Source organism: Burkholderia sp. HI2714, assembly GCF_002223085.1.
Classification (GTDB): Bacteria; Pseudomonadota; Gammaproteobacteria; order Burkholderiales; family Burkholderiaceae; genus Burkholderia; species Burkholderia lata_D.
In genome coordinates this window covers 1-25893 of sequence record NZ_NKFM01000024.1, presented here as the reverse complement: position 1 = coordinate 25893, position 25893 = coordinate 1, and the positions used below count along the sequence as shown (strand labels likewise).

The window sequence follows — 25893 nt, the reverse complement described above, 5'->3', positions numbered from 1 at the left end:
GCGAAGGCGCGAACGGGCGGAAATAGGTTAAGGACCATTCACCATCATGGTTGAACTTGAAATAGACGGCAAGAAGGTCGAGGTGCCCGAAGGCAGCATGGTGATCCAGGCTGCGCACAAGGCGGATACGTACATTCCTCACTTCTGCTATCACAAGAAACTGTCGGTTGCGGCCAACTGCCGGATGTGTCTCGTCGAAGTCGAGAAGATGCCGAAGGCCGTGCCTGCCTGCGCGACCCCCGTGTCGGCCGGCATGATCGTCCATACGCAATCCGACAAGGCCGTGAAGGCGCAGCAGTCGGTGATGGAATTCCTCCTCATCAACCACCCGCTCGACTGCCCGATCTGCGATCAGGGCGGCGAATGCCAGCTGCAGGATCTGGCGGTCGGCTACGGCAAGTCGTCGTCGCGCTACTCGGAAGAGAAGCGCGTGGTGTTCCACAAGAACGTGGGCCCGCTGATCTCGATGGAAGAAATGTCGCGTTGCATCCACTGCACGCGCTGCGTCCGCTTCGGCCAGGAAATCGCCGGCGTGATGGAGTTCGGCATGCTGGGCCGCGGCGAGCACTCGGAAATCACGACGTTCGTCGGCAAGACGGTCGATTCCGAAATGTCGGGCAACATGATCGACCTGTGCCCGGTCGGCGCGCTGACCAGCAAGCCGTTCCGCTACAGCGCCCGTACGTGGGAACTGTCGCGCCGCAAGTCGGTGAGCCCGCACGATTCCGTCGGCGCGAACCTCGTCGTTCAAGTGAAGAACAATCGCGTGATGCGCGTGCTGCCGTTCGAGAACGAAGCCATCAACGAATGCTGGATCTCGGACAAGGATCGCTTCTCGTATGAAGGCCTCAACAGCGAAGAGCGCCTGACGAAGCCGATGCTGAAGCAGGGCGGCCAGTGGATCGAAACCGACTGGCAGACCGCACTCGAATACGTCGCGAAGGGCCTGAAGGGCATCGCCGCGGATCACGGCGCGAACGCGCTGGCGATGCTCGCGAGCGCGCACAGCACGGCCGAAGAGCTGTTCCTCGTGAAGCAGCTCGCCAACGAACTGAAGACGCCGAACGTCGACTTCCGTCTGCGTCAGCAGGATTTCTCCGCGCCGGTCCAGGGCGCACCGTGGCTCGGCATGCCGATCGCCGACCTGTCGAACGTGGACGCCGCGTTCGTCGTCGGGTCGTTCCTGCGCCGCGACCACCCGTTGTTCGCCGCTCGCCTGCGTCAGGCCGCGAAGAACGGCGCGAAGCTGCACTTCCTGCACGCGACCGGTGACGACGCCCTGATCCCGACCGCGCAGCGCATCGTTGCTGCACCGTCGGCATGGCTCGACCAGTTGGCCGGCATCGCAGCGGCCGTCGCGCAACTGCGCGGCGTCGCACTGCCCGACACGCTCGCGGGCGTCACGGCATCGCCGGCCGCGCAGGCTGTCGCCCAGTCGCTCGCGAACGGTGAACGCCGCGCGGTGCTGCTCGGCAACGTCGCGGTCCGCCATCCGGAATTCGCCAAGCTGCACGCCGTTGCCAAGTGGATCGCCGACAACACCGGCGCCACGTTCGGCTTCCTGACGGAAGCGGCGAACACGGTCGGCGCGCACGTCGTCGGCGCACTGCCGGGCGAAGGCGGCCTGAACGCGCGCGAAGCATTCGCGCAGCCGCGCAAGGGCTACGTGCTGCTGAACGTCGAACCGGAATTCGACACCGCCGATCCGGCGCAGGCGCTTGCCGCGCTGAACCAGGCTGAGATGGTCGTCGTGATGTCGCCGTTCAAGCATGGCCTCGACTACGCCGACGTGCTGCTGCCGGTTGCGCCGTTCACGGAAACGGCCGGTACGTTCGTCAACGCCGAAGGCACCGTGCAGAGCTTCAACGGCGTCGTGCGTCCGCTCGGCGACACGCGTCCGGGCTGGAAGGTGCTGCGCGTGCTCGGCAGCCTGCTCGGCCTGCCGAACTTCGAATATGAGACCGCGGAAGAAGTGCGTCTCGCCGCACTCGGCGACGCCGGTGTCGCGGGCCGCTTGTCGAACCAGACGTCGGTCGCACCGGCTCGTGCTGCAGCGAATGCCGCGAACGGCGGCTTCGAGCGCCTGGCCGATGTGCCGATCTATCACGCCGACGCACTCGTGCGCCGCGCAGGTGCGCTGCACCTGACGGCTGCCGCGAAGGCGGCGAATGCCGCAGCCCTGCCGGCCGCGCTGTTCGACAAGCTGGGCTTGAAGGAAGGCGACGCGGTGCGCGTGCGCCAGGGCGAGCGTGCGGTGCAGTTGCCGGCCGTGCGCGACGCGAATCTTGCGGAGACCGTCGTTCGCGTGTCGGCGGCAACGCCTGCCGGCGCAGCGCTCGGCAGCCTGTCCGGTGAACTGGTGGTGGAGAAGGCGTAAATGAGCTTGTTCGATACGATCAACGCGGGCGGGTCCCAGCTTCTCGGCTTCGCATGGCCGACGGTGTGGGCAATCGTGCGCATCCTCGTCGTCTCCGTCGTCATCCTGCTGTGCGTCGCGTACCTGATTCTGTGGGAACGCAAGCTGATCGGCTGGATGCACGTGCGTCTCGGCCCGAACCGCGTCGGCCCCGGCGGCTTGCTGCAGCCGATCGCCGACGTGCTGAAGCTGCTGCTGAAGGAAGTCATTCAGCCGAGCGCCGCCAGCCGCTGGCTGTACCTGATCGCGCCGGTGATGACCGTCGTGCCGGCGTTCGCCGTGTGGGCCGTGATCCCGTTCCAGGCCGAAGCGGTCCTCGCGAACGTGAACGCGGGCCTGCTGTACGCGATGGCGATCTCGTCGATCGGCGTGTACGCGGTGATTCTCGCGGGCTGGGCATCGAACTCGAAGTACGCGTTCCTCGGTGCGATGCGCGCCGCGGCACAGATGGTGTCGTACGAAATCTCGATGGGCTTCGCGCTGGTGCTGGTGCTGATGACGGCCGGCAGCCTGAACCTGTCGGAAATCGTCGGTTCGCAGCAGCACGGCTTCTTCGCGGGCCACGGCGTGAACTTCCTGTCGTGGAACTGGCTGCCGCTGCTGCCGGCGTTCGTCGTGTACTTCATCTCGGGCATCGCCGAAACGAACCGCCACCCGTTCGACGTGGTGGAAGGGGAGTCGGAAATCGTTGCCGGTCACATGATCGATTACTCGGGTATGGCATTCGCGCTGTTCTTCCTCGCCGAGTACATCAACATGATCGTGATCTCGGCACTGACCGCGACGCTGTTCCTCGGCGGCTGGGATGCACCGTTCGAATTCCTGTCGTTCATTCCGGGCATCTTCTGGCTGGTGCTGAAGATCTTCGCGCTGCTGTCGGTGTTCATCTGGGTTCGCGCGACGTTCCCGCGTTTCCGTTACGACCAGATCATGCGCTTGGGCTGGAAGGTGTTCCTGCCCGTCACGGTGGTCTGGGTGGTCGTGGTCGGCTTCTGGATGATGTCGCCGCTCAACATCTGGGTGAAGTAATCGGACGAAATCATGAGCGCAATCCAACACTTCTTTAAGACCTTCTTCCTGACCGAACTCCTGCAGGGGCTCGCGCTGACCGGCCGTTACACGTTCAAGCGCAAGGTCACCGTGCAGTTCCCGGAAGAAAAGACGCCGATCTCGCCGCGTTTCCGCGGGCTGCACGCACTGCGCCGCTACGAAAACGGCGAAGAGCGCTGCATCGCGTGCAAGCTGTGCGAGGCCGTGTGCCCTGCGCTGGCGATCACGATCGAATCGGAAACGCGCGCGGACAACACGCGCCGCACGACGCGCTACGACATCGACCTGACGAAATGCATCTTCTGCGGTTTCTGCGAAGAGAGCTGCCCGGTCGATTCGATCGTCGAGACGCAGATTCTCGAGTACCACGGCGAAAAGCGCGGCGACCTGTATTTCACGAAGGAAATGCTGCTTGCGGTGGGCGATCGCTACGAGAAGGACATCGCAGCGGCGAAGGCTGCCGACGCGCCGTATCGTTGATTGTGTTTGCAGTGCCGGCCCGAAGCCTGGGCCGAGCCGCCGCGACGGGTGCGGCACGCGAGAGCGTCCCGCAAGCCGCGCCTGACTATGGCCTAACGATGAACCGGTAATCATGGAATTCACGACCGTACTGTTCTACATCTTCGCGCTGCTCCTGGTGGTATCAGGGCTGAAGGTGATCACTTCGCGCAACCCGGTGGCGTCTGCGCTTTTCCTTGTGCTGGCGTTCTTCAACGCCGCCGCGATCTGGATGCTGCTGGAAGCGGAGTTCCTCGCGATCCTGTTGGTGCTGGTCTACGTGGGCGCCGTGATGGTGCTGTTCCTGTTCGTCGTGATGATGCTGGACATCAACATCGACTACCTGCGCCGCGACTTCAAGCGCTTCGTCCCGATGGCGACCGTGGTCGGCGCGATCATCGTGATCGAAACCGCGCTGATCCTGTGGCGCGGCTACGGCGACACGCAGACGGTGCACGCGATGGCGACGGGCGAGATGGCCAACTGGTCGAACACGCGCCTGATCGGCAAGGTGATCTACACCGACTACATCTTCGCGTTTGAAATCGCCGGCCTCGTGCTGCTGGTCGCGATCATTGCCGCGATCGGGCTGACCGAGCGCAAGGGCAAGGACAGCAAGCGTCAACGTGTATCGGATCAGGTCAAGGTGCGCCGCAACGACCGCGTGCGCCTCGTGAAGATGGACGCGGAAAAGCCGCAGCCGGAAACGGCGCAGAGCGAAGCCGGTTCGGGCACCAACGGCTAAGCGGAGGAAAAGAAAACATGCTGACTCTTGCTCATTACCTCGTGCTCGGCGCGATCCTCTTTGCGATCGCGATCGTCGGGATTTTCCTGAACCGCCGCAACGTCATCATCATCCTGATGTCGATCGAACTGATGCTGCTGGCGGTGAACACCAACTTCGTCGCGTTTTCGCATTACCTCGGCGATGTGCACGGCCAGATCTTCGTGTTCTTCGTGCTGACGGTCGCCGCAGCGGAAGCCGCGATCGGCCTCGCGATTCTGGTGACCCTGTTCCGTAAGCTCGACACGATCAATGTCGAGGATCTCGATCAGCTCAAAGGTTAATTTCAGGCAACGCTGTTATGTCAACGACACTCAATGAAAACCTGCTGCTGGCGATTCCGCTCGCTCCGCTGGCCGGCTCGCTGATTGCGGGGCTGTTCGGGAACGCAGTCGGGCGCAAGGGCGCACACCGGATCACGATCCTCGGCGTAATGATCGCGTTCCTCCTGTCGGCGAAAGTCTTCTTCGACGTGATGGGCGGCGCAAGCTTCAACGCGACCGTCTACGAATGGATGAACGTCGGCTCGCTGAAGCTCGAAGTCGGCTTCCTCGTCGATTCGCTGACCGCGATGATGATGGTCGTCGTGACCTTCGTCTCGCTGATGGTGCACGTGTACACGATCGGCTACATGGCGGAAGAAGACGGCTACCAGCGCTTCTTCTCGTACATCTCGCTGTTCACGTTCTCGATGCTGATGCTCGTGATGAGCAACAACTTCCTGCAGCTGTTCTTCGGCTGGGAGGCGGTGGGTCTGGTGTCGTACCTGCTGATCGGCTTCTACTTCACGCGTGAGAGCGCGATCTACGCGAACATGAAGGCGTTCCTCGTGAACCGCGTGGGTGACTTCGGCTTCCTGCTCGGCATCGGCCTGCTGCTCGCATTCGCCGGCTCGATGAACTACGGCGAAGTGTTCGCAAAGCGCGCGGAACTCGCGAGCCTGCACTTCCCGGGCACCGACTGGGGCCTGCTGACCGTTGCCTGTATCTGCCTGTTCATCGGCGCGATGGGTAAGTCGGCACAGTTCCCGCTGCACGTGTGGCTGCCGGACTCGATGGAAGGCCCGACCCCGATCTCCGCGCTGATTCACGCGGCGACGATGGTGACCGCCGGCATCTTCATGGTGTCGCGCATGTCGCCGCTGTTCGAGCTGTCGGATACCGCGCTGTCGTTCATCACGGTGATCGGCGCGATCACGGCGCTCTTCATGGGCTTCCTCGGCATCGTCCAGAACGACATCAAGCGCGTAGTCGCGTACTCGACGCTGTCGCAGCTCGGCTACATGACCGTCGCGCTCGGCGTGTCCGCTTACCCGGTCGCCGTGTTCCACCTGATGACGCACGCGTTCTTCAAGGCGCTGCTGTTCCTCGGCGCCGGCTCGGTCATCATGGGCATGCACCACGACCAGGACATGCGCAACATGGGCGGCCTGCGCAAGTACATGCCGATCACGTGGATCACGTCGCTCGTCGGTTCGCTCGCGCTGATCGGCACGCCGTTCTTCTCGGGCTTCTATTCGAAGGACTCGATCATCGACGCGGTGAAGCTGTCGCACCTGCCGGGTTCGGGCTTCGCGTACTTCGCGGTCGTCGCGAGCGTGTTCGTCACGGCGCTGTACTCGTTCCGCATGTACTTCCTGGTGTTCCACGGCGAAGAGCGCTTCCGCAAGCCGAAGCATCCGGAATCGCCGATGGGCATGGCGGCTGCGCACGGCCACGACGATCACGGCCATGGCCACGGTCATGACGACCACGCGCACGAACCGCACGAGACCCCGTGGGTCGTGTGGGTGCCGCTGGTCCTGCTGGCGATCCCGTCGGTCATCATCGGCGCGATCGCGATCAGCCCGATGCTGTTCGGCGACTTCTTCCAGCACGGCGTTGCGTTCGACAAGGTGATCTTCATCGGCGAAAACCATCCGGCACTGGCCGAGATGGCCGAAGAGTTCCACGGCTGGGTGGGCATGGGCCTGCACTCGGTGTCGGGCCTGCCGGTCTGGCTCGCGCTCGCCGGTGTCGTTGTCGCGTGGTTCCTGTACCTGAAGCGTCCGGAACTGCCGGCGTCGATCCGCCGCGCGTTCGGCCCGATCTACACGCTGCTGGACAACAAGTACTACATGGACAAGATCAACGAAGTGGTGTTCGCCCGTGGTTCGGTGGCGATCGGCCGCGGCCTGTGGAAGGAAGGTGACGTCGTGGTGATCGACGGCCTCGTCAACGGCAGCGCCCGGTTCATCGGCTGGTTCGCCGGCGTGATCCGCTTCCTCCAATCCGGTTACATCTATCACTACGCGTTCGCCATGATCATCGGCATGCTGGGGCTCCTGACCCTGTTTGTAACGCTCGGCGGCAAATAAGGCGGGGGACAACTTAATGCACGCTTTTCCGATTCTCAGTACCGCGATCTGGCTGCCGATCGTTTTCGGCCTCCTCGTGCTTGCGGTGGGTAACGACAAAAATCCGGGGACGGCCCGCTGGATCGCGCTGATCGGTTCGCTGCTCGGCCTGGCGGTCACGATCCCGCTGATCACGGGCTTCGACTCGAGCACGGCTGCACTGCAGTTCGTCGAGAAGTCGACCTGGATCGAACGCTTCGACATCGCGTATCACCTCGGCGTCGACGGCATCTCGATGTGGTTCGTCGTGCTGACCGCGCTGATCACGGTGATCGTCGTGATCGCCGCATGGGAAGTGATCACCGAGAACGTCGCGCAGTACCTCGCGGCGTTCCTGATCCTGTCCGGGATCATGATCGGCGTATTCTCGGCGGCCGACGGCCTGCTGTTCTACGTGTTCTTCGAAGCGACCCTGATCCCGATGTACATCATCATCGGCGTGTGGGGTGGCCCGAACCGCGTGTATGCGGCATTCAAGTTCTTCCTGTACACGCTGGCCGGCTCGCTGCTGATGCTGGTCGCGCTGATCTACCTGTACACGGAAACGCATTCGTTCGACCTCGCGACGTGGCAGAACGCCAAGATCGCGATGACGCCGCAGATACTGTTGTTCATTGCCTTCTTCCTCGCGTTCGCGGTGAAGGTGCCGATGTGGCCGGTCCACACCTGGCTGCCGGACGCGCACGTGGAAGCGCCGACGGGCGGCTCGGTCGTGCTGGCTGCGATCATGCTGAAGCTCGGCGCATACGGTTTCCTGCGCTTCTCGCTGCCGATCACGCCTGACGCGAGCCACTTCCTGGCACCCGTCGTGATCACGCTGTCGCTGATCGCGGTGATCTACATCGGCCTCGTCGCGATGGTGCAGGCCGACATGAAGAAGCTGGTCGCGTATTCGTCGATCGCGCACATGGGCTTCGTCACGCTCGGCTTCTTCATCTTCAACCAGCTCGGCGTCGAAGGCGCGATCATCCAGATGATCTCGCACGGCTTCGTGTCGGGCGCGATGTTCCTCTGCATCGGCGTGCTGTACGACCGCGTGCACTCGCGCCAGATCGCCGATTACGGTGGCGTCGTCAACGTGATGCCGAAGTTCGCGGCCTTCGCGATGCTGTTCTCGATGGCCAACTGCGGCCTGCCGGGTACGTCGGGTTTCGTCGGCGAGTTCATGGTGATTCTCGCGGCCGTCCAGTACAACTTCTGGATCGCATTCGGCGCGGCATTCACGCTGATCCTCGGCGCTGCCTACACGCTGTGGATGTACAAGCGCGTGTACTTCGGCGCGGTTGCGAACGATCACGTTGCCAAGCTGAAGGACATCGGCCGTCGCGAATTCCTGATGCTGGCTGTGCTCGCCGCGTTCACGATGCTGATGGGCCTGTATCCGAAGCCTTTCACCGACGTGATGCACGTTTCCGTGGAAAACCTCCTCTCCCATGTCGCGCAGTCGAAGCTGCCGCTGGCCCAGTAATCGCGAGCGGAGGAACTCAAGATCATGAACGCTCCTATGAATGTCCTGTTGCCTGACGCGCTGGTGATGGCCGCCATCGTCGTCGCATGGCTGAACGACACCTTTACCGGCGCCTCCGGCCGCCGCCTGACTTACCTGATCGCGGTCGTATCGTCGGTCGTCGCCGGCGTGTGGTTCGCGGTGCAGGCACTCGACCCGCAGCAGTACTACTTCTTCTCGAAGATGGTCGTCGTCGACTCGTTCGCGAGCATGATGAAGGCCGTCGTGTCGTTCGGTTTCGCGGTCTCGCTCGTCTATTCGCGCAAGTACCTCGAAGATCGCGACATGTTCCGCGGTGACGTGTTCCTGCTCGGCATGTTCTCGCTGCTCGGTCAGCTGGTCATGGTGTCGGGCAACAACTTCCTGACGCTGTACCTCGGTCTCGAACTGATGTCGCTGTCGCTGTACGCCGTCATCGCGCTGCGCCGCGACGCCGCACAGTCGAGCGAAGCCGCGATGAAGTACTACGTGCTGGGCGCGCTTGCGTCGGGCTTCGTGCTGTACGGCATCTCGATGCTCTACGGCGCGACCGGCTCGCTCGAGCTGGGCGAGGTGTACAAGGCGGTCGGCGGCAACACCGACGCGGCCGTGCTGATGTTCGGCGTGGTCTTCATCGTCGCCGGTATCGCGTTCAAGCTCGGCGCCGTGCCGTTCCACATGTGGGTGCCGGACGTCTACCAGGGCGCACCGACCGCGATGACGCTGTTCGTCGGCGGCGGCCCGAAGGTTGCCGCGTTCGCGTGGGGCCTGCGCTTCCTGGTGATGGGCCTGCTGCCGCTCGCACAGAACTGGCAGACCGCGCTCGTGATCCTGGCCGCACTGTCGCTGATCGTCGGCAACATCACGGGTATCGTCCAGCGCAACATCAAGCGGATGCTTGCGTACTCGGCGATCTCGAACATGGGCTTCGTGCTGCTCGGCCTGCTCGCGGGCATCGTGAAGGGCGACGCAACGGCACCGGCGAACGCATACAGCTCGGCGATGTTCTACGCGATCGTCTACCTGATCACGACGCTCGGCTCGTTCGGCGTGGTGATGCTGCTCGCACGCCGCGATTTCGAAGCCGAAACGATCGACGACTTCAAGGGCCTCAACAAGCGCAGCCCGGTGTTCGCGTTCGTGATGATGGTCATGATGTTCTCGCTGGCCGGTATTCCGCCGACCGTCGGCTTCTACGCGAAGCTCGCCGTGCTCGAGGCAACCGTCAACGCGGGCCTCACGTGGCTGGCCGTGCTGGCCGTGATCACGTCGCTGTTCGGCGCGTTCTACTACCTGCGCATCGTGAAGCTGATGTACTTCGATGCACCGCAGGATACGACGCCGATTTCGGGCGATTTCTGCAAGCGTACGATCCTCGTGCTGAACGGTCTGGCGGTCGTCGCGCTCGGCCTGATCCCGAGCCCGCTGCTGACGGCCTGCCTGCAGGCAATTCGTCACACGCTGCCGCTGTAATGTCGGCAGCCGGCTGGTTTATTGTGCTGTTGGCGCTCGTCTGCGCCAACCTGCCGTTCCTGAACCAACGCCTCTTCGCCGTCGTGCCGTTCGGCGCGGCGAAGAAGAGCGGGTGGGTCCGGATCGGCGAGCTGATCGTGCTGTACTTCATCGTTGGCGCGCTCGGCTTCTGGCTCGAGTCGCGCGCCGGCAACCGCTTCGAACAGGGCTGGCAGTTCTACGCGATCACGTTCAGTCTTTTCGTCGTGTTCGCGTTTCCCGGCTTCACGTTCCAGTATCTCGTCAAACGACGCTGACGGCTTCGGCCGTCGCGCTCAATTTTGGAGCCGCCGATGGCCGAACTACCCAATCACGACGCCGCACTGACCGAAACCTGCCTCGAAAGCGAGGCGATCTTCGACGGCGCGTTCCTCAAGCTCAAGCGCGATACCGTCCGTCTGCCGGATGGCAAGAAGGCCACGCGCGAATACGTCCAGCATCCGGGCGCGGTGATGGTGATCCCGCTGTTCGACGACGGCCGCGTGCTGATGGAAAGCCAGTATCGCTACCCGATCGGCAAGGTGATGGCCGAATTCCCGGCCGGCAAGCTCGATCCGAACGAAGGCGCGCTCGCATGCGCGGTGCGCGAACTGCGTGAAGAAACCGGCTACACGGCGCGCGAGTACGTGTTCCTGGCACGGATTCATCCGATCATTTCCTATTCGACCGAATTCATCGACCTGTACCTGGCGCGCGGGCTGACGGCCGGCGAGCGCAAGCTCGATGAAGGCGAATTCCTCGAGACCTTCACCGCGACGCAGGCCGATCTGCAGGAATGGGTGCGCACGGGCCAGATCTCCGACGTGAAGACGATCATCGGCACGATGTGGCTCGACAAGGTGCTGTCCGGCACGTGGCCGCTCGGGCCGGTCCTGACGCCCTGAGCGCGGCGTCAGCGGCGGGTTGGGGGCCGCGTTACAATCCGGTGACGCGGCGGCGCCGCGTCGCGCGACCGGTATTTAGCACGACCGTTCACAAAACCGCTTTTTGCGCTACACTCGTCACACGCCCTGATTCAGCATGAAGGTCCTCGATTTACAGTGCCCGCACGGTCATCGGTTCGAAGGCTGGTTCGCTTCCGCCGATGAATTCGAAGCGCAGTTGTCCCGCAAGCTGGTCGAATGTCCGGTGTGCGGAACGACCGAGGTCAACCGTCTGCCGTCGGCGCCGCGCCTGAACCTGTCGGGCGCGACGCAGGCACAGCCGGTCGATTCGCGTGCACTGCAGGCGCAGGTAATGCGTGCGCTGCGCGAGGTGCTGGAGAAAACCGAGAATGTGGGCGAGCGCTTCGCCGAGGAAGCGCGGCGCATCCATTACAACGAGGCGCCGGCACGCAGCATTCGTGGCGTCACGACGCTCGAAGATGCGCAATCCTTGGCCGAAGAAGGCATCGACGTGATGCCGCTGCCGATTCCTGCCGCGCTGAAAGAACCACTGCAATGACCTATGCAGTGAGTCCTTGCCGGGCCGGACGGCTGCGGACAGGAGACACTGCGCATGGATCTGGATTATTCCCCCTCGGACGACGCGTTCCGCGTCGACGTCCGCGCCTGGCTTGAGGCCAACCTGCCTCACGCACTGCGCGCCAAAGTACTCGATCACAAACGACTCGATCGCGAGGATTTCGCGAGCTGGCACCGGATTCTCGGTCAGCGCGGCTGGTCTGCGCCCGCATGGCCCGTCGAATACGGCGGCCCGGGCTGGAACGCGACGCAACGACACATCTGGGACGAGGAGTGCGCGCGGATCGGCGCGCCGACCGTGCTGCCGTTCGGCGTATCGATGGTTGCGCCCGTGTTGATGAAATACGGCAGCGAAGCGCAGAGACGTCATTATCTGCCGCGCATTCTCGACGGCTCGGACTGGTGGTGCCAGGGCTATTCGGAGCCGGGTTCGGGATCCGACCTCGCATCGTTGCGCACGCGCGCGGAGCGCCAGGGCGACCACTACGTCGTCAATGGCCAGAAGACCTGGACAACGCTCGGCCAGTACGCCGACATGATGTTCTGCCTCGTGCGCACCGATCCGGCCGCGAAGAAACAGGAAGGCATCTCGTTCCTGCTGATCGACATGAAGACGCCCGGCATCACGGTGCGCCCGATCGTCATGCTCGACGAGGACCATGAGGTCAACGAGGTGTTCTTCGAGGACGTGAAGGTGCCGGTCGAGAATCTCGTCGGCGACGAGAACCGCGGCTGGACCTACGCGAAATACCTGCTTGGCCATGAGCGCACCGGCATCGCGCGCGTTGGCGCGTCGAAGCGCGAGCTCGCGTTCCTGAAGCGTGTGGCGTCGAACCAGCGCAAGAACGGCAAGCCGTTGCTCGCCGATCCCGTGTTCGCCGCGAAGGTCGCGGCGCTCGAGGTCGAGCTGATGGCGCTGGAGGTGACGGTGCTGCGCGTCGTCAGCCGCGAGACGAGCGGCAAGGGGCCCGGCCCCGAGGCGTCGATGCTGAAGATCAAGGGCACCGAAGTGCAGCAGGCGCTCACCGAGCTGATGGTCGACGCGATCGGCCCGCTCGCCGCACCGTTCGACGTACCGTTCCTCGACGGCCAGCGCGAGCACAGCATCGCGGGCGATGACGATGCGGCACCGCTTGCCGCGTACTACTTCAATTACCGGAAGACGTCGATCTACGGCGGCTCGAACGAGATCCAGAAGAACATCATCGCGCAGATGATTCTGGGGCTGTGATCAGGGAACGGAGACAACCATGGATTTCAGCTTTACCGATGAGCAGCAGCAGTTCGCCGACGCGCTGCGCCGTTATCTCGGCGAGCAATACGGCTTCGAAGCGCGCCAGGCAATCGTGCGCAGCGATGCGGGCGTGTCGGACACGCAATGGAGCGCGTTCGCCGAACTGGGGTTGACCGCGCTGCCCGTGCCGGACGCGCAGGGTGGTTTCGGCGGCGGCCCGGTCGACATGCTGGTCGTGATGCAGGAACTCGGCCGTGCGCTCGTGATCGAGCCGTACTGGGCAACGGCGGTGGGCGTCGAGGCCTTGCGCGTTGCCGGTTCCGGCGCGGGTGAGGATGCGGCGCTGCTGGAAGCCGTCGCGCAGGGGCACAAGCGTGTGGCAGTCGCGTTCCACGAACCGCATGCGCGCTACGACCTGTTCGAACTCGACACGCATGCGCGCGAGCAGGGCGGCACGTACCGGCTGATCGGCACGAAGTCGGTCGTTCAGCATGGCGCACAGGCGGATGCGTGGATCGTGCCCGCACGCGTCGACGGGGGCGGTATCGGCCTCTTCGTCGTCGAGCGGGATGCCGCGAACGCGAAGGTGGTCGACTACCGGACGATCGACGGCCAGCGTGCCGCGACGATCGGGTTCGATGAAACGCCGGCGCGACTGCTGACGGGCGGTGCGCGCGACGCTGCGGCCCTCGAGCAGGTTGCCGATTACGCGACGTTCCTGCTGTGCGCGGAGGCGGTCGGCGTGCTCGACGAACTGAATCGCGCGACGGTCGAATACACGAAGACACGCGAACAGTTCGGCGTGCCGATCGCGCGTTTCCAGGCGCTGCAGCACCGGATGGTCGACATGCTGATCCATGCCGAGCAGGCGCGTTCGCTGACCTACCTGGCAGCCGTACGCTACGCGAGCGGCGATGCCGATGCGCGGCGCAAGGCCGTGTCGGCTGCGAAAGCGCGTGTCGGCGCCGCCGCGCGCTTCGTTGGCCAACAGGCCGTCCAATTGCACGGCGGCATGGGTGTGACCAACGAGGTCGCCGCCGCGCACCTGTTCAAGCGGCTGACGATCATCGAGACGACGCTCGGCGACACCGATCATCATCTTGCCCGCATCGCGGCGTTGCCCGATTTCGCGCGGACCGACGCGGCATGACGGCGATGCGCGAGCGCACCAACGAAGGAGATACCTAGTGGGCATCAGTTACGAAGACCTGGTGGTCGGCAGTACCACCGAAGTGGGCCGCTACACGTTCGAACCGGACGACATCAAGGCGTTCGCGCAACGCTACGACCCGCAGCCGTTCCACCTCGACGAAGAAGCCGGGAAAGCATCGCATTTCGGCGGGCTCGTCGCGAGCGGCTGGCATACGTGTTCGGTGTTCATGAGCCTGCTCATCAAGAAGCTCGGGTCGGACTCGACAAGCATGGGCTCGCCCGGCATCGATTCGATCCGCTGGCTCAAGCCGGTGCGCGCCGGCGACACGATCACGATGTATCAGAAGGTCCACGACAAGCGCGTATCGGAAAGCAAGCCCGACCGCGGCATCGTGTCGACGGAGTGGGTCGGCGTGAACGGCGCCGGCGAGACGGTGATCACTGTACATACCAAGGTGATCTTCGGGCTGCGCCATCCGGGAGGCACGCACGCATGACCGACGTGACCTTGCCGCTGATCGCATCGGCGCAGGCGCTGCAGGCGCGGGTCGGCGTAGAGCCGCTCGCGAGCGGCTGGATCGCGATCGACCAGCGTCGTGTCGATGGCTTTGCCGATGCGACCGGCGATCATCAATGGATTCACGTCGATCCCGAACGCGCGCGGCGCGAGTCGCCATTCGGCGGCCCGATCGCGCACGGGTTCCTGACGCTGTCGCTGATTCCGGCGTTGATGGCCGACGCGATGCGTTTCGAGCAGAAGATGGGTGTGAACTACGGACTGAACCGCGTGCGGTTCCTGAAGCCGGTGCCAGTCGGTGCGCGTGTGCGTGCGCTGTTTGCGGTAAAGGAAACCGCCGAGGCCGCGCGGGACGGTGTGCAGGTGACGTGGTCGGTGACGGTGCAGGTCGAGCGTCCCGATGTGCCGCTGCCAGTTTGCGCGGCGGAATTCATCACGCTGCATTACTTCTGAAGCGGGGAGCGGCATGCACGGATGCCGCTCCGCCCGTCACATGCGTGTCAGTGCTTCGCGTATTGCGTCGCGCCGAACAGCACCTCGCGTGCCTTGTCGTCCTGCAGCGCCTTGCGCATCGACGCGAGCACTTCGACACCGCGTTGCACGGCCGGTCGCGCGGCGATCGCGTCGTACCAGCGCTTCACGTTCGGCAATTCGTCGAGCACGATGCCCTGGTTCTGCCACGAGCGCGTCCACGGGAACGTCGCAATGTCCGCGATCGTGTACGCGTCGCCCGCGAGATATTCGGATTCGCCGAGGCGCTTGTCCATCACGTTGTACAGGCGCTTTGCCTCGTTCGTGTAGCGGTTGACCGCATACTCGATCTTCTCCGGCGCATACAGGCGGAAGTGGTGCGCCTGCCCGAGCATCGGGCCGACGCCGCCCATCTGGAACATCAGCCATTCGAGCGTCGCGTAGCGTGCGGCCGGATCGGTCGGCAGGAACTTGCCGGTCTTCTCCGCGAGGTAGATCAGGATCGCGCCCGATTCGAACAGCGAGATCGGCGTGCCGCCGGGGCCGTCCGGATCGACGATCGCGGGGATCTTGTTGTTCGGGCTGATCTTCAGGAATTCCGGCTTGAACTGGTCGCCTGCGCCGATATCGACCGGATGGGCGCGATAAGCGAGGCACGTTTCCTCGAGCATGATGTGCACCTTGTGGCCGTTCGGGGTCGCCCAGCTATAGACGTCGATCATCGTGAACTCCTTGGTTGCATGCGCGAACACGGCGCAGGCAGCGCCGCGACAGGCGGTCATTAGAGCATGGATCGATGCGGGCTGCCGGCGACGGAAATGTGCGTGCCGATGCGTGCGTTGCATGACAGGGCGCCGGGGGCGATTGCGTATCGTCCCGAGTCGTCGAGAGGGACGCGTCGCCGCGCCGCACCGGGTCGATGCGGTGGCGATGCTTCAATTCAATAGCTGGCGCGACGGTTCAGCGCTTGTAGCGGGGCGGGCGTTTCTCGAGAAATGCGGAGATGCCTTCGAGCCCGTCCGCATGATGCAGCGATGCGACGAAATGATCGCGCTCCGTGGCGAGATGCGCGTCGAGCGGTTGCGTCGTCGCGTCGTCGAGCAGCGACTTGATGCGTGTGAGTGCGTTCGGCGAGATGCCGGCGAGCGCATCGGCCCATGCCAGCGCGTCGGTCAGTGCCGCGCCGGGCACGGCGAGCCGGTTGACGACGCCGAGCGTGTGCAGACGTTCGGCTGCAACGGGCTTGCCTTCGAACAGGATCTCGGCCGCGATCGCACGCGGCAGCGCGCGGGCGATGAACCACGAACCGCCTCCATCGGGCGTCAGGCCGACACGCGCGTACGACATCACGAACTTCGCATCGTGCGCGGCGACGATCAGGTCGCACGCGAGCGCGAGCGAGAAGCCCGCGCCGGCTGCGGCGCCTTCGACTGCTGCGATCACCGGCTTCGTCGAAGCGTGGATCGCCGTTACCCATGCGGCGAGCTGATCGATGCTGTCGGCCTGGTAGGACGGATCCTTCGAGCGGTTGTCGAGCAGCCGGTTCAGATTGCCGCCCGCGCAGAAGAAGCGATCGGCGCCGGTGAGCACGACCGCGCGAATCCCGGGATCCCGTTCGGCGGTGGCGAGCGCTTCGATGCCGGCCGCGTACATGTCGGGATGCAGCGCATTGCGCGCGCCGGGGTTGGAAAGCGTGAGGACGAGCGTCGATTCGCTCTCGGGCGGACGCGAGGCCAGCAGTTCAGCACTCATGCGAGCGTGTCTCCATCGGATGGCAGGGCTGCGGCAGCGGACACATAGCGCGTGCTGATGCGGACGATGTCGTAGCGGAGGTATTGTTGTCGTGGCGGACGCAAAACTTGCTTTAGACTAGCACGAACGTGCTTTTCAGCGCGATGAATCCCGATGCGGCCGACATCGATGCGGCCGCGCTTCAGCAAGGAAGGAGACTCCGATGCTACAGCTGTGCGGTATCCCGTTGTCCAACTATTACAACAAGGTGAAGTTCGTCCTGCTCGAGCACGACATTCCGTTCGAGGAGTCGGTATGCGGATTGCCGGTCGTCGATCCGGCACAGCTCGCCGATTCGCCGCTCGGCAAGATTCCCTTTCTGAAGACCGAGGAAGGCGCGCTGTTCGAGTCGCAGGTGATCATCGAGTACCTGGCGGCGCGCTATCCCGAAAAAGGCATTTTCCCGGCGAGCCCGTTCGCGGCCGCGAAGGTACGCGAACTGATCGAGACGCTCGAACTGTATCTCGAATGGATGGCGCGCGAGGTTTACACCGAAGCGTTTTTCGGCGGCAAGGTCAGCGACGGGATGAAGGCGCACGTCGAGAAGCGGCTGCCGCGCGCGATCGATGGATTCAAGCAGATGACGCAGTTTTCACCGTATGTGCTCGGCGAGTCGTTCGGCCTCGCGGACATCGCCGCGTGGGTCCATCTGCCGGTCATCGGCATGGCGACGAAAGCCGTATTCGGACGCGATTTCCTGCTCGATGCAGGCATCGACTGGAAGGCGCATGCGAAGAAGGTGGGCGAGCGCCCAGCCGCACAGCGCGTGGCGGCGGAGCGCAAGGCGTATATCGACGCGACGAACGTCGCGCGTTCGTAAGCGTGGTTCCCGCAGGGCGGTGTGCGACCGCCCGTGCGGGTCTTACAGGCGGGCGAGCCGTTCGAGCGCGGACGCGAGCGTGCTTTCCTGCTTCGCGAAGCAGAATCGGACGACGCCCGATTCGTGCGGCTCGTGATAGAACGCCGACACCGGAATGGCGGCCACGCCGATCTCCGACGTGAGCCACTTCGAGAATTCCGCTTCCGGCAGGTCGCTGATCGCCGAATAATCGACGCACTGGAAGTACGTGCCCGTGCAGGGCAGCAGCTTGAAGCGGGTGCGCTCGAGGCCGGCCCGGAAGATGTCGCGCTTCTTCTGGTAGAAGCCGGCAAGCGTCAGGTACGGCGCCGGGTCGCGCAGGTAGTCGGCGAGCCCGATCTGCATCGGCGTGTTCACCGTGAACACATTGAACTGGTGGACCTTGCGGAATTCCGCGGTCAACGCGGCAGGCGCCGCGACATAGCCGACCTTCCAGCCCGTCACGTGATAGGTCTTGCCGAAGCTCGACACGATGAAGCTGCGCGCGGCGAGTTCCGGATAGCGCGCGACGCTCTCGTGGCGCGCGCCGTCATAGACCATGTGCTCGTAGACCTCGTCGGACAGGATCAGCACGTTGGTGCCGCGCACGATCTCCTCGAGCTTGCGCATATCCGACTCGCGCCACACGGTACCCGTCGGGTTATGTGGCGTATTGATCAGGATCATGCGCGTTTTCGGCGTGATCGCGGCCGCCAGGCGGTCGAACGGAATCGCGTAGTCGGGCGCTTCCAGCGTGACGAACACGGGCTTGCCGCCCGCGAGTTCGATCGACGGCAGGTAGCTGTCGTAGGTCGGTTCGACGACGATCACTTCATCACCCGGATGCACCGTGCACATGATCGCGGTCAGCAACGCCTGCGTCGCGCCGGCCGTGACGGTGATTTCGGTCGCCGGATCGTATCGCCGGCCGTAGACCCGCGCGATCTTGTCGGCGATCGCGTCGCGCAGCGGCGCGACACCGGCCATCGGCGGATACTGGTTGTGCCCGTTGCGCATCGCGGCGGCAACCGCATCGACGATGCGCGGATCGCAGTCGAAATCCGGAAAGCCCTGGCCGAGGTTCACCGCGCCTTTTTCTGCGGCAAGCGCGCTCATGACCGTGAAGATCGTCGTGCCGACGTTCGGCAGGCGCGAGGGGAAAACGGGAGTCGTTGGCATGTCTGAAGGAGCGTTCATCGATACGGTCGAAATCGGGTGGTGCGACGTAGGTCAGGCCGGCGTGGTCGTCGTGTCCGGCGCGGCGTCGAGCGAGCAGGCCTCGGTAAATGGCGCGGGCTGCGCGATCCGGAAGCCGAAGTCGCGTGCGGTGCGCTTCGCGAGCTTCAGCAGCGCGCGGTCTTTCGACACGAGCCACTCAACCTGGGCGGCGCGGGCGAGTTCCAGAAACTTCTGGTCGTCGCGGTCCTTGCATTTCGGCAGCGGCGGCGCGTCGGCGTCGATGGGCGGCGGCTCGACGAGGCTCGCGAGCCGGGCGACGGTCGCGAGTGCGGCCGCCTTGTCGATGGCGCGCGACTGGAACTGCGGATAGTCGAGCACGTATTCGAGCTCGGTCAGGCAGCGGCCGTCGATCACGGCGGCAAGCGCGCCGCTTTCCAGCGCGGCCCGGATCGGGCGCGTAGCGGGGTCGTCGAATACGAGGATGTCGATCCAGACGTTCGAGTCGAGCACGACGCGATGTGCGGCATGCGGGGCGAGAGAGCGGGTCATTCGTTACAATCGGTGGTTTTCGTCTGACCGCAAGGCACGGCGTGCCAGCGAGCCTCTATGATAATCGTTCTCTCTCCAGCCAAATCCCTCGACTACGATACGCCCGCGCACGTCCAGTCTTACACGAAGCCTGCATTCGTCGACGACGCGTCCGAGCTGATCGACGGCCTGCGCAAGCTGTCGCCGCAGGACATCGCGACACTGATGGATATCTCCGATCCGCTCGCGCGCCTGAATTTCCAGCGCTTTGCCGACTGGTCGTCGACCTTTACGCCGGCCAATGCGAAGCAGGCCGTGCTCGCGTTCAACGGCGACGTCTACGAAGGTTTCGACGCGAAATCGCTGTCGTCCGCCGATCTCGACTATGCGCAGCGGCACGTGCGCGTGCTGTCGGGCCTGTACGGACTGCTGCGTCCGCTCGACCTGCTGCAGCCGTACCGGCTCGAGATGGGCACGCGCTTCGCGAACGCGCGCGGCAAGGATCTGTACGCGTTCTGGGGCGACCGCATCACGCGGGCACTGAACGAACAGCTCGAGACGCGCAGCGGCGCGGCGCGCGTGCTGGTCAACTGCGCGTCGACCGAATACTTCAAGTCGGTCAAGCCGAAACTGCTGGCCGCACCGGTCATCACGCCGGTGTTCGAGGACTGGAAGGGCGGCCGCTACAAGATCATCAGCTTCCATGCGAAGCGGGCGCGCGGTCTGATGGCGCGCTTTATCGTCGAGAACCGTATTACCGACCCGAAGGCGCTGAAGGATTTCGCGACGGAAGGCTATGCGTTCGATGCGGCGGCGTCGAACGATTCGACTTACGTATATCGCCGGCGAGTCGGCGAGTAACCCTGCCGGCCGTTCACGAGACGGCCGGCGCATGCATGAGGCCGGGCAAGCGCTACACCGCCTGTTTCGGTCGCCAGCTCGGCGTTAGCGCTAAGGCGCTAACGCCGGTCGACAAAGGAGAGACAGATGGCCCTTTCGATCACCAGCAATTTCGACGCAGGCGCAATCGACGTCGTGTCGTGCGACAGTCCCGATGCGATTCGGCTGCGCGTGCGCGGCGACACCCGCTCGGAATTCGCGCAATGGTTTTACTACCGCTTGACGGGCGCGCGTGGCGAGCGCTGCGTGATGACGTTCGAGAATGCGGCTGAATGCGCGTATCCGTCGGGCTGGCGCAATTACAGCGCGGTGGCGAGCTACGACCGGGTCGACTGGTTCCGCGTGCCGACGACGTTCGACGGCAAGACGATGACCATCGACCATACGCCGGAATTCGACAGCATCTACTACGCGTATTTCGAACCGTACTCGGAAGAACGTCACGCGGCGTTTCTCGGCGCGGTCCAGCAGTTGCCGCAGGCGAGCGTCGTCGAACTCGGCCGCACGGTCGAGGGCCGTCCGATGTCGCTGCTGACGCTCGGTACGCCGGAAACCGATGGCGCGCCGAAGAAGAAGGTGTGGATCATCGCGCGCCAGCATCCTGGCGAGTCGATGGCCGAATGGTTCGTCGAAGGCCTCGTCAAGCGGCTGGCCGGATGGGGCGACTGGGCGGGTGATCCGGTCGCGCGCAAGCTGTATGATCGTGCGACGTTCCATATCGTCCCGAACATGAACCCGGACGGCAGCGTGCATGGCAACCTGCGCACCAATGCGGCAGGCGCGAACCTGAACCGCGAGTGGATGGCGCCCGATGCCGAGCGCAGCCCCGAGGTGCTGGCCGTGCGCGATGCCATCCATGCGATCGGCTGCGACATGTTCTTCGACATTCACGGCGACGAGGATCTGCCGTACGTGTTCGTTGCCGGGTCCGAGATGCTGCCGAGCTTTACCGAACAGCAGGGCAAGGAGCAGACCGCGTTCATCGAAGCATTCAAGGTCGCGAGCCCCGACTTCCAGACTGAGCACGGCTATGCCGCGAGCAAGTACAAGGAGGACGCGCTCAAGCTCGCGTCGAAGTACATCGGCCACCAGTTCGGCTGTCTGTCGCTGACGCTCGAGATGCCGTTCAAGGACAACGCGAACCTGCCCGACGAACGCGTCGGCTGGAACGGCGAGCGAAGCGCGGCGCTTGGCGCGGCGATGCTGGCGGCGATCCTGGTGCACGTCGACACGTTCGCGTAAGCGTAAGCGTAGCGTCGCCGTATGAAAAAAGCCGGGGCATCTCAGGATGCCCCGGCTTTTCTACTTCTGTGGATGTCGCTTCGTCGTATCAGGACTTCTTCGCGGTCTTCTTCACGACCTTCTTCTGGCCGCTCGACTTTTTCGTTGCGACGGCCTTCTTGCTGCCGGTACGGCCCGATGCCTTGGCCTTGCCCTTGCCTCGGTGCGCCTTGCCCTTGAATTTTTTCGTCGAGGACGAGGAGCGCTCGACGCGCGGCTTAAGCGGCGGAACCGGGTCGTTCCAGCTGAACGCGAGCATTTGTTGACCGACATAGCCGCATCGGAATTTCAGCGGCGTCGGGTCGCTGCCGTCGCTGTGGACGCCGAGGCCGTCGACAGTGACGATATTGTCGACCTTCACGCGCTGCTTGCCCTGGTCGAACGAGTCGTTCCACGGTGTGATCGTCGCGTTGCCGCTGTCGAATGCGTTCGGCGCGAAGTCGACGCGGTCGAAGGCCGACGACGTGCTGGCGATGAAACTGCCGTGCGCTGCACAATCGGCGGCGAGCGGATCGGCATGCATTTCGTTGACGAACTTGTTGATCAGTTCGGAGCGCTGGTCGAGCAGATCGGCGAATGCCGGTGTCGGAAGCGCAAGCGACAGGCCCGCAATACAGGCTGCCAGCTTGCCGAGCGCCCGGAAAATCCGGAGCGACGCAGGAGAGCTGTCCATCTGGTTATTGGTGAGGAGCGAATGAGACATCGGGCACGTATAGATGCCCGATGAAGAACCGGAGTTCAATCTTAGCGTAAAAAAGTTGTGCGGCAGTAGATGTCGCACTCTGCCGCACTGAGCGAGGGACGGTCGGCACGTGACGACGGCGCCGCCGCCGGAGGGGCAATTCAGGCGCGCGGGCCGCCGAGACGATAGCGCCGGACGTCGAAGGTCGTGACCCACGCGGGACGATAGACGGCGATGAGCGCGGTCGCCATGCCGGTGAACCACGCTTCGCCGAGTGCAAGCAGCGCGGTGTTCAGCAGATAGCCGGCCGGAATCACGACGGGAACGCCATCCGCGAGCGCGAGCTGGACCCCGGCAGCGGCAGCGGCGACCGCGATGATCGCGATGGCCGGCGACAGGAATCCCTGGCCGGTAATGAACGACGCGAGATTGTGCGGCAACCATGCGAGTGCGGCGCGCTGCAGCAATGCCGACACGGCGACCGGCAGCGCGCCGTAGATCAGATAGGTCAGCCCAATGCCCTGCCAGGGCGCATCGAAGATGATCGCGGCGACCGCCGTGACGGCGCCCATCGCGATCAGTGCGAGTGTCCAGTCGAACAGCGTGACGAGCAGCGTCGCGCCAAGCAGATGCATGACGATGCCATCTTCGAGCCACGCATTCGAGGCCCAGAGGACCGCAATGGCGGTGACGAGCGCGAGCCACACGTGCTGGAGCGTGGCGTCCTGCAGGCGCACGAAGGGACGATTCCAGATCGCGAGCGCGAGCAGGGCCACGGCGGCGATCCAGCCACCGATGCCAACCCAGAGCGGAAGCGGTGTGAAAAGAAAACCCATGCGTCCATATTACTCGTTGAGCATCAAAGGTGGGAATCCGCACACACCGACCGTCGCAATATCGAGACTGTTTGACTAGCGTTCGCGCCGGAACCGCGCCGGCGGCTCGGCGGCGATCGGCAGGTCCTGAGCGCTATCGATCGCGGCCGGCAACGGGTAACGGCGGTCACTCCGTTGCGTACGCAGCGGAACCGGGCCCAGTTCGCCGATGGTCGGCTTGCGCGTGCGACTGCGGTTCGCCAGCAGCACCTCGAGGTGAGGCGACAGCCAGCCGTTGTAGATTGCGACCGCGGCGGCGCGGTTGGCGGCACCAAGCTGCTGGAAGATGCTGGCGAGGTGGATCTTGACGGTGCCTTCGCTGATGCCGAGTGTGCGGGCGATCATCTTGTTGGTACTACCCATGTGGACGAAGCGCATGATCTGCGCTTGCCGCGGCGACAGGAGGCCGCTCGGCGGCCGGCGGGGAAGCGACCCGGCGAGCGTCTGGAAATGGGCATCGTAGCGCGCCGCAGCAGTAGAAGGCAGCAGGCGGAGCGCAATCGGCGGAATGTAATGCCCGCCCAGCAGCACGATCTCGAGCGCACGCACGATCAGGTGTGGCCGCGTGGAGTGCGGGATCACGCCGGCGACACCGTAGTTGAAGAAGCGCTGGATGGCTTCGGGCGATGTTTCGTCGACCAGGACGGCGACGGGTGTCGGCGAGCACGCGCTGGAGAGCGCCTGTAGCTCGCTGAGCCGGCCGACGTCGAGCCAGTCGATCGCGACCAGGTCGAAACGCTGGTTGCGCAGCAGCCTGCGCGCCTGAAAACTGTCGGGTGCATCGTTGATGCCGGCGTGACGGTCGATCTGTCGCAACAGGGCCTTCAGTCCGTCACGCCGCTCGGCGTCTGAATTGAGCATCAGGAACCGCATATTCAACCTCCGTTATGTGAGCCATTGATCTGCCGTCTGGCATGTCTTGGGTCTGATGATGACAAAGACCTTACACGATGTCTGCTTGGCTGAAAGGCTTAGGAAAAGTATGAAATTTCGGGCGGCGGGAAGGCAGACAAGTAAAAAGCCGCTCCGGCGGGAACCGTGAGCGGCTTCAGTGGGCAGGCCGTCAGGGCCTGCGGTGGTGCAGATTAGTGGAAGTGCGGCTGGGCGGGTGACGCGTCTTCCGGCATTTCCGCATGAACGATTTCGCCGAGCGGATCTGCGTAGAGCGGCACGCCGCAGTCATCGCAATATTCGGGTTCGAAGCGGCCCGCGTGCCGCCGGACGTCGGTTACGCCGCATTCCTTCAGCAGGCTCACGATTTCCTCGACCGGTCCTTCGATCGGCGTTTCGCCTTCGAGCGTCGCACTGTCGATCGACACGTCGCCGTTTTCACGACCGTAGAGCGGCCATACGACGCCGTAAATTACGTCGTTGCTGGCACGCCGTGTGAAGCCGACACGGTACTCGTCGATACGGCGTTCGCCGAAGCCCGCGACCACCGCGCGCAGCTCTTGCGGTGCTGCACCAAGTGTGTCGAATAGATAACGAATGGCCGTTCTTACCGTATGTGGACGGATGCGTTCGTCCGCATCCCGGCAGGCCGAATAGTACGCGTCCGGAAGCAGGCATTCGAATTCGCAGCCGGGCAGCGCGATCGACAGGTTCGGGCCGCCTTGGGCCGTCCATTGCTCGAGGCACTGGCCGCGTTCGATCCGGCTGCCGTTTTCTTCTTCCTGCCAGCGGAACAGCGGTGCGCCGGCGGGGGCCGCAACGACGGCGAGCAGGAAGCGCGGGTCGGCCAGGATCGGCGAGGTTTCGGGCAGGTCGCCGAAGCTGAGCTTGGGCGTGTGCTGGCTGATCGCCCCATGCGCGAGCTGCTGGGCGAGCCGGTAGGTCTCGACGTGGTGTCGCGGCAACTGGTCGATGCTGTAGAGGAACGGGGCAAGCCCGACGAGGGTACCGTTCGCGAGGACGTGCGCTTGCAGGTGCGTTCGAAGCGCGTCGGCAACGTCGCCCTTGAGCGGGCCCGATGGAATCATGTAGCGCGTCCATGCGAGAACCGGGACGGCGACCAGCAGCGCATCGAACGGTTGGCCATCGTGCTCGATCACCATCGACTCGCTGTGCGTCTCGGCCATGTCGGCGAGCGCGCCATAGGCGTCTGGATGATTCTGCTGCAGATGGTCGAGCGCTGCGTCGAGCGTGGTCTGGTTGCCGTTGCGGACAATCTTGGCGAGCAGCGCATCGAGCTTCGCTTCCCAGAAGCGGTCCTCGATGCGGCTGCCCGAGGCGAAGAGCGCAAGCGACAGGCCGACCAGTTTGTCGGCATCGGGAGGGAGGCGTTTGGCGATTCGCTGGCGCATATTAAAGACGTATATAGAAAGAGGCGAAGAACCTCGTATTCTAGTCCGTTCTTTGCACCATAAGCGGTCTCGTGCCGACGCATGGCCGGCCGGCCAAATTGCAGCTTTTGTAAAAAAGTTGCTTCGAACCCCTTGCGCAGATCGAAGAGGCTGCCTACAATCACGCCTCTTTCGCGCTAACGGAAACACGGCGCGGGAGAAGGGAAGCAGGGTTGGCGATGCGCAGCCGGCCTGGAAGTTGAGCCCTGCAGTCGCAACGATGTAGTAAAAAAGTTGTTGACGAGCTGCGAAACACGGTTCATAATCTCGCTTCTCTGCTGCTGAAAACGCAGCGCTGCTGAGAAACACGAAGTTCCTCGCAGAAATGCTCTTTAAAAATTAACAGCCGATAAGTGTGGGCGCTTGATGAAAGCGAGCTGATCCTCGGATCAGATAGCGAAAGTATCAAGAGTCTCACACTAAAGTAAGTCAGGTTTATGAAGTGATTCATATTCCTGTCAGCTTTGAGTGAGCGACCGGTTCTTAACTGAACCGAAAA

General features: G+C 63.8%; 27 protein-coding genes. 18 read left to right on the top strand and 9 right to left on the bottom strand.

What is annotated here, in order from left to right; all coding sequences use genetic code 11:
• The first annotated feature begins 46 nt into the window (after window positions 1-46).
• From nuoG to CFB82_RS12790, 15 genes are all read left to right on the top strand, one after another.
• Window positions 47-2377 (top strand): NADH-quinone oxidoreductase subunit NuoG, encoded by a 2331-nt coding sequence (nuoG, locus tag CFB82_RS12860; RefSeq protein ID WP_089484336.1) that lies wholly within the window; start codon window positions 47-49, stop codon window positions 2375-2377.
• Window positions 2378-3445 carry an NADH-quinone oxidoreductase subunit NuoH gene (nuoH, locus tag CFB82_RS12855; protein WP_011352696.1) on the top strand — a complete coding sequence of 356 codons (1068 nt, stop codon included), beginning with the start codon at window positions 2378-2380 and terminating at the stop codon, window positions 3443-3445. It begins immediately after the preceding gene.
• A gap of 12 nt (window positions 3446-3457) precedes the next feature.
• Entirely contained in the window at window positions 3458-3946 is a 489-nt protein-coding gene (nuoI, locus tag CFB82_RS12850; RefSeq protein ID WP_069248466.1) for an NADH-quinone oxidoreductase subunit NuoI, read from the top strand.
• Between the two features lie 112 nt (window positions 3947-4058).
• Window positions 4059-4709, top strand: coding sequence for an NADH-quinone oxidoreductase subunit J (locus CFB82_RS12845; RefSeq protein ID WP_089425978.1), 651 nt, complete (start codon window positions 4059-4061; stop codon window positions 4707-4709).
• Window positions 4710-4726: 17 nt separating this feature from the next.
• Window positions 4727-5032: an NADH-quinone oxidoreductase subunit NuoK gene (gene nuoK / locus CFB82_RS12840; RefSeq protein WP_006478272.1), complete on the top strand. Its 306-nt coding sequence runs from the start codon at window positions 4727-4729 to the stop codon at window positions 5030-5032.
• Window positions 5033-5049: 17 nt separating this feature from the next.
• Window positions 5050-7104 (top strand): NADH-quinone oxidoreductase subunit L, encoded by a 2055-nt coding sequence (gene nuoL / locus CFB82_RS12835; RefSeq protein ID WP_039370608.1) that lies wholly within the window; start codon window positions 5050-5052, stop codon window positions 7102-7104.
• A 16-nt stretch (window positions 7105-7120) separates the two neighbouring features.
• The gene (locus CFB82_RS12830; RefSeq protein ID WP_089484335.1) at window positions 7121-8611 is read left to right on the top strand and encodes an NADH-quinone oxidoreductase subunit M; all 1491 of its coding nucleotides are present in this window, start codon (window positions 7121-7123) and stop codon (window positions 8609-8611) included.
• Between the two features lie 36 nt (window positions 8612-8647).
• The gene (gene nuoN, locus CFB82_RS12825) at window positions 8648-10102 is read left to right on the top strand and encodes an NADH-quinone oxidoreductase subunit NuoN (protein WP_174944551.1); all 1455 of its coding nucleotides are present in this window, start codon (window positions 8648-8650) and stop codon (window positions 10100-10102) included.
• Complete coding sequence (locus CFB82_RS12820) at window positions 10102-10398, top strand: DUF2818 family protein (protein ID WP_039370614.1); 297 nt, start codon at window positions 10102-10104, stop codon at window positions 10396-10398. The genes nuoN and CFB82_RS12820 overlap by 1 nt, the downstream gene beginning before the upstream one ends.
• 36 nt (window positions 10399-10434) lie before the next feature.
• A complete protein-coding gene (locus CFB82_RS12815; RefSeq protein ID WP_069248464.1) occupies window positions 10435-11025 on the top strand; it encodes an NUDIX domain-containing protein in 591 nt (196 codons plus the stop codon).
• Between the two features lie 136 nt (window positions 11026-11161).
• Entirely contained in the window at window positions 11162-11584 is a 423-nt protein-coding gene (locus CFB82_RS12810; protein ID WP_069248463.1) for a DUF1178 family protein, read from the top strand.
• Between the two features lie 54 nt (window positions 11585-11638).
• On the top strand, window positions 11639-12835 hold the full coding sequence (locus tag CFB82_RS12805; protein ID WP_089484334.1) for an acyl-CoA dehydrogenase family protein: 1197 nt from the start codon (window positions 11639-11641) through the stop codon (window positions 12833-12835).
• 19 nt (window positions 12836-12854) lie between these two features.
• The gene (locus tag CFB82_RS12800; protein WP_089484333.1) at window positions 12855-13988 is read left to right on the top strand and encodes an acyl-CoA dehydrogenase family protein; all 1134 of its coding nucleotides are present in this window, start codon (window positions 12855-12857) and stop codon (window positions 13986-13988) included.
• Window positions 13989-14025: 37 nt separating this feature from the next.
• The gene (locus CFB82_RS12795; protein WP_039370623.1) at window positions 14026-14487 is read left to right on the top strand and encodes a MaoC family dehydratase; all 462 of its coding nucleotides are present in this window, start codon (window positions 14026-14028) and stop codon (window positions 14485-14487) included.
• Window positions 14484-14960, top strand: a complete 477-nt coding sequence (locus tag CFB82_RS12790; RefSeq protein ID WP_089446107.1) for a MaoC family dehydratase — start codon at window positions 14484-14486, stop codon at window positions 14958-14960. Before CFB82_RS12795 ends, CFB82_RS12790 begins: the two co-directional genes overlap by 4 nt.
• Before the next feature lie 47 nt (window positions 14961-15007).
• Here the strand turns inward: CFB82_RS12790 and CFB82_RS12785 are convergent, their stop codons facing one another.
• From CFB82_RS12785 to CFB82_RS42110, 3 genes are all read right to left on the bottom strand, one after another.
• On the bottom strand, window positions 15008-15700 hold the full coding sequence (locus CFB82_RS12785; RefSeq protein ID WP_089484448.1) for a glutathione binding-like protein: 693 nt from the start codon (window positions 15698-15700) through the stop codon (window positions 15008-15010).
• Window positions 15701-15938: 238 nt separating this feature from the next.
• Window positions 15939-16730, bottom strand: a complete 792-nt coding sequence (locus CFB82_RS12780; RefSeq protein ID WP_089484332.1) for an oxepin-CoA hydrolase, alternative type — start codon at window positions 16728-16730, stop codon at window positions 15939-15941.
• Window positions 16727-16918 (bottom strand): hypothetical protein, encoded by a 192-nt coding sequence (locus CFB82_RS42110; RefSeq protein ID WP_143750905.1) that lies wholly within the window; start codon window positions 16916-16918, stop codon window positions 16727-16729. Before CFB82_RS42110 ends, CFB82_RS12780 begins: the two co-directional genes overlap by 4 nt.
• Window positions 16919-16932: 14 nt before the next feature.
• On the opposite strand from CFB82_RS42110, the gene CFB82_RS12775 reads away from it, so the two are divergent.
• Window positions 16933-17589, top strand: a complete 657-nt coding sequence (locus CFB82_RS12775; protein WP_089484331.1) for a glutathione S-transferase family protein — start codon at window positions 16933-16935, stop codon at window positions 17587-17589.
• Between the two features lie 42 nt (window positions 17590-17631).
• Here CFB82_RS12775 and CFB82_RS12770 read toward each other — a convergent pair whose 3' ends face one another.
• On the bottom strand, window positions 17632-18804 hold the full coding sequence (locus CFB82_RS12770) for a pyridoxal phosphate-dependent aminotransferase (protein WP_089484330.1): 1173 nt from the start codon (window positions 18802-18804) through the stop codon (window positions 17632-17634).
• A 33-nt stretch (window positions 18805-18837) separates the two neighbouring features.
• Entirely contained in the window at window positions 18838-19335 is a 498-nt protein-coding gene (locus CFB82_RS12765) for a putative toxin-antitoxin system toxin component, PIN family (protein ID WP_089484329.1), read from the bottom strand.
• Between the two features lie 57 nt (window positions 19336-19392).
• Here CFB82_RS12765 and yaaA point away from each other — a divergent pair, with 57 nt between their 5' ends.
• Entirely contained in the window at window positions 19393-20175 is a 783-nt protein-coding gene (gene yaaA, locus CFB82_RS12760) for a peroxide stress protein YaaA (protein WP_089484328.1), read from the top strand.
• A 126-nt stretch (window positions 20176-20301) separates the two neighbouring features.
• Window positions 20302-21456: a M14 family metallopeptidase gene (locus tag CFB82_RS12755; RefSeq protein WP_089484327.1), complete on the top strand. Its 1155-nt coding sequence runs from the start codon at window positions 20302-20304 to the stop codon at window positions 21454-21456.
• An 88-nt stretch (window positions 21457-21544) separates the two neighbouring features.
• On the opposite strand, the gene CFB82_RS12750 is transcribed toward CFB82_RS12755, so the two are convergent.
• The 4 genes from CFB82_RS12750 to CFB82_RS12735 form a co-directional block, all read right to left on the bottom strand.
• Window positions 21545-22198 carry a BspC domain-containing protein gene (locus CFB82_RS12750; RefSeq protein WP_089484326.1) on the bottom strand — a complete coding sequence of 218 codons (654 nt, stop codon included), beginning with the start codon at window positions 22196-22198 and terminating at the stop codon, window positions 21545-21547.
• A 140-nt stretch (window positions 22199-22338) separates the two neighbouring features.
• Window positions 22339-23013, bottom strand: a complete 675-nt coding sequence (locus CFB82_RS12745; RefSeq protein ID WP_011352675.1) for an energy-coupling factor ABC transporter permease — start codon at window positions 23011-23013, stop codon at window positions 22339-22341.
• A gap of 75 nt (window positions 23014-23088) precedes the next feature.
• Complete coding sequence (locus CFB82_RS12740) at window positions 23089-23925, bottom strand: response regulator transcription factor (protein ID WP_089484325.1); 837 nt, start codon at window positions 23923-23925, stop codon at window positions 23089-23091.
• 212 nt (window positions 23926-24137) lie between these two features.
• On the bottom strand, window positions 24138-25355 hold the full coding sequence (locus CFB82_RS12735; protein WP_089484324.1) for a DUF2863 family protein: 1218 nt from the start codon (window positions 25353-25355) through the stop codon (window positions 24138-24140).
• Window positions 25356-25893 lie beyond the last annotated feature (538 nt).

Bases quoted from the DNA above. Each gene is read 5' to 3' on its own strand.
- CFB82_RS12785 (WP_089484448.1), bottom strand. From the start codon at position 15,700: ATGATCGACGTCTATAGCTGGGCGACCCCGAACGGCCACAAGGTGCAC.
- CFB82_RS12750 (WP_089484326.1), bottom strand. From the start codon at position 22,198: ATGTCTCATTCGCTCCTCACCAATAACCAGATGGACAGCTCTCCTGCG.
- CFB82_RS12740 (WP_089484325.1), bottom strand. From the start codon at position 23,925: ATGCGGTTCCTGATGCTCAATTCAGACGCCGAGCGGCGTGACGGACTG.
- nuoK (WP_006478272.1), top strand. From the start codon at position 4,727: ATGCTGACTCTTGCTCATTACCTCGTGCTCGGCGCGATCCTCTTTGCG.
- CFB82_RS12810 (WP_069248463.1), top strand. From the start codon at position 11,162: ATGAAGGTCCTCGATTTACAGTGCCCGCACGGTCATCGGTTCGAAGGC.
- CFB82_RS12780 (WP_089484332.1), bottom strand. From the start codon at position 16,730: ATGAGTGCTGAACTGCTGGCCTCGCGTCCGCCCGAGAGCGAATCGACG.
- CFB82_RS12775 (WP_089484331.1), top strand. From the start codon at position 16,933: ATGCTACAGCTGTGCGGTATCCCGTTGTCCAACTATTACAACAAGGTG.
- nuoI (WP_069248466.1), top strand. From the start codon at position 3,458: ATGAGCGCAATCCAACACTTCTTTAAGACCTTCTTCCTGACCGAACTC.
- nuoH (WP_011352696.1), top strand. From the start codon at position 2,378: ATGAGCTTGTTCGATACGATCAACGCGGGCGGGTCCCAGCTTCTCGGC.
- yaaA (WP_089484328.1), top strand. From the start codon at position 19,393: ATGATAATCGTTCTCTCTCCAGCCAAATCCCTCGACTACGATACGCCC.
- CFB82_RS12805 (WP_089484334.1), top strand. From the start codon at position 11,639: ATGGATCTGGATTATTCCCCCTCGGACGACGCGTTCCGCGTCGACGTC.
- CFB82_RS12815 (WP_069248464.1), top strand. From the start codon at position 10,435: ATGGCCGAACTACCCAATCACGACGCCGCACTGACCGAAACCTGCCTC.
- CFB82_RS12845 (WP_089425978.1), top strand. From the start codon at position 4,059: ATGGAATTCACGACCGTACTGTTCTACATCTTCGCGCTGCTCCTGGTG.
- CFB82_RS12745 (WP_011352675.1), bottom strand. From the start codon at position 23,013: ATGGGTTTTCTTTTCACACCGCTTCCGCTCTGGGTTGGCATCGGTGGC.
- CFB82_RS12755 (WP_089484327.1), top strand. From the start codon at position 20,302: ATGGCCCTTTCGATCACCAGCAATTTCGACGCAGGCGCAATCGACGTC.
- nuoN (WP_174944551.1), top strand. From the start codon at position 8,648: ATGAATGTCCTGTTGCCTGACGCGCTGGTGATGGCCGCCATCGTCGTC.
- CFB82_RS12790 (WP_089446107.1), top strand. From the start codon at position 14,484: ATGACCGACGTGACCTTGCCGCTGATCGCATCGGCGCAGGCGCTGCAG.
- CFB82_RS12765 (WP_089484329.1), bottom strand. From the start codon at position 19,335: ATGACCCGCTCTCTCGCCCCGCATGCCGCACATCGCGTCGTGCTCGAC.
- CFB82_RS12735 (WP_089484324.1), bottom strand. From the start codon at position 25,355: ATGCGCCAGCGAATCGCCAAACGCCTCCCTCCCGATGCCGACAAACTG.
- CFB82_RS12800 (WP_089484333.1), top strand. From the start codon at position 12,855: ATGGATTTCAGCTTTACCGATGAGCAGCAGCAGTTCGCCGACGCGCTG.
- nuoG (WP_089484336.1), top strand. From the start codon at position 47: ATGGTTGAACTTGAAATAGACGGCAAGAAGGTCGAGGTGCCCGAAGGC.
- CFB82_RS12770 (WP_089484330.1), bottom strand. From the start codon at position 18,804: ATGAACGCTCCTTCAGACATGCCAACGACTCCCGTTTTCCCCTCGCGC.
- CFB82_RS12820 (WP_039370614.1), top strand. From the start codon at position 10,102: ATGTCGGCAGCCGGCTGGTTTATTGTGCTGTTGGCGCTCGTCTGCGCC.
- CFB82_RS12830 (WP_089484335.1), top strand. From the start codon at position 7,121: ATGCACGCTTTTCCGATTCTCAGTACCGCGATCTGGCTGCCGATCGTT.
- nuoL (WP_039370608.1), top strand. From the start codon at position 5,050: ATGTCAACGACACTCAATGAAAACCTGCTGCTGGCGATTCCGCTCGCT.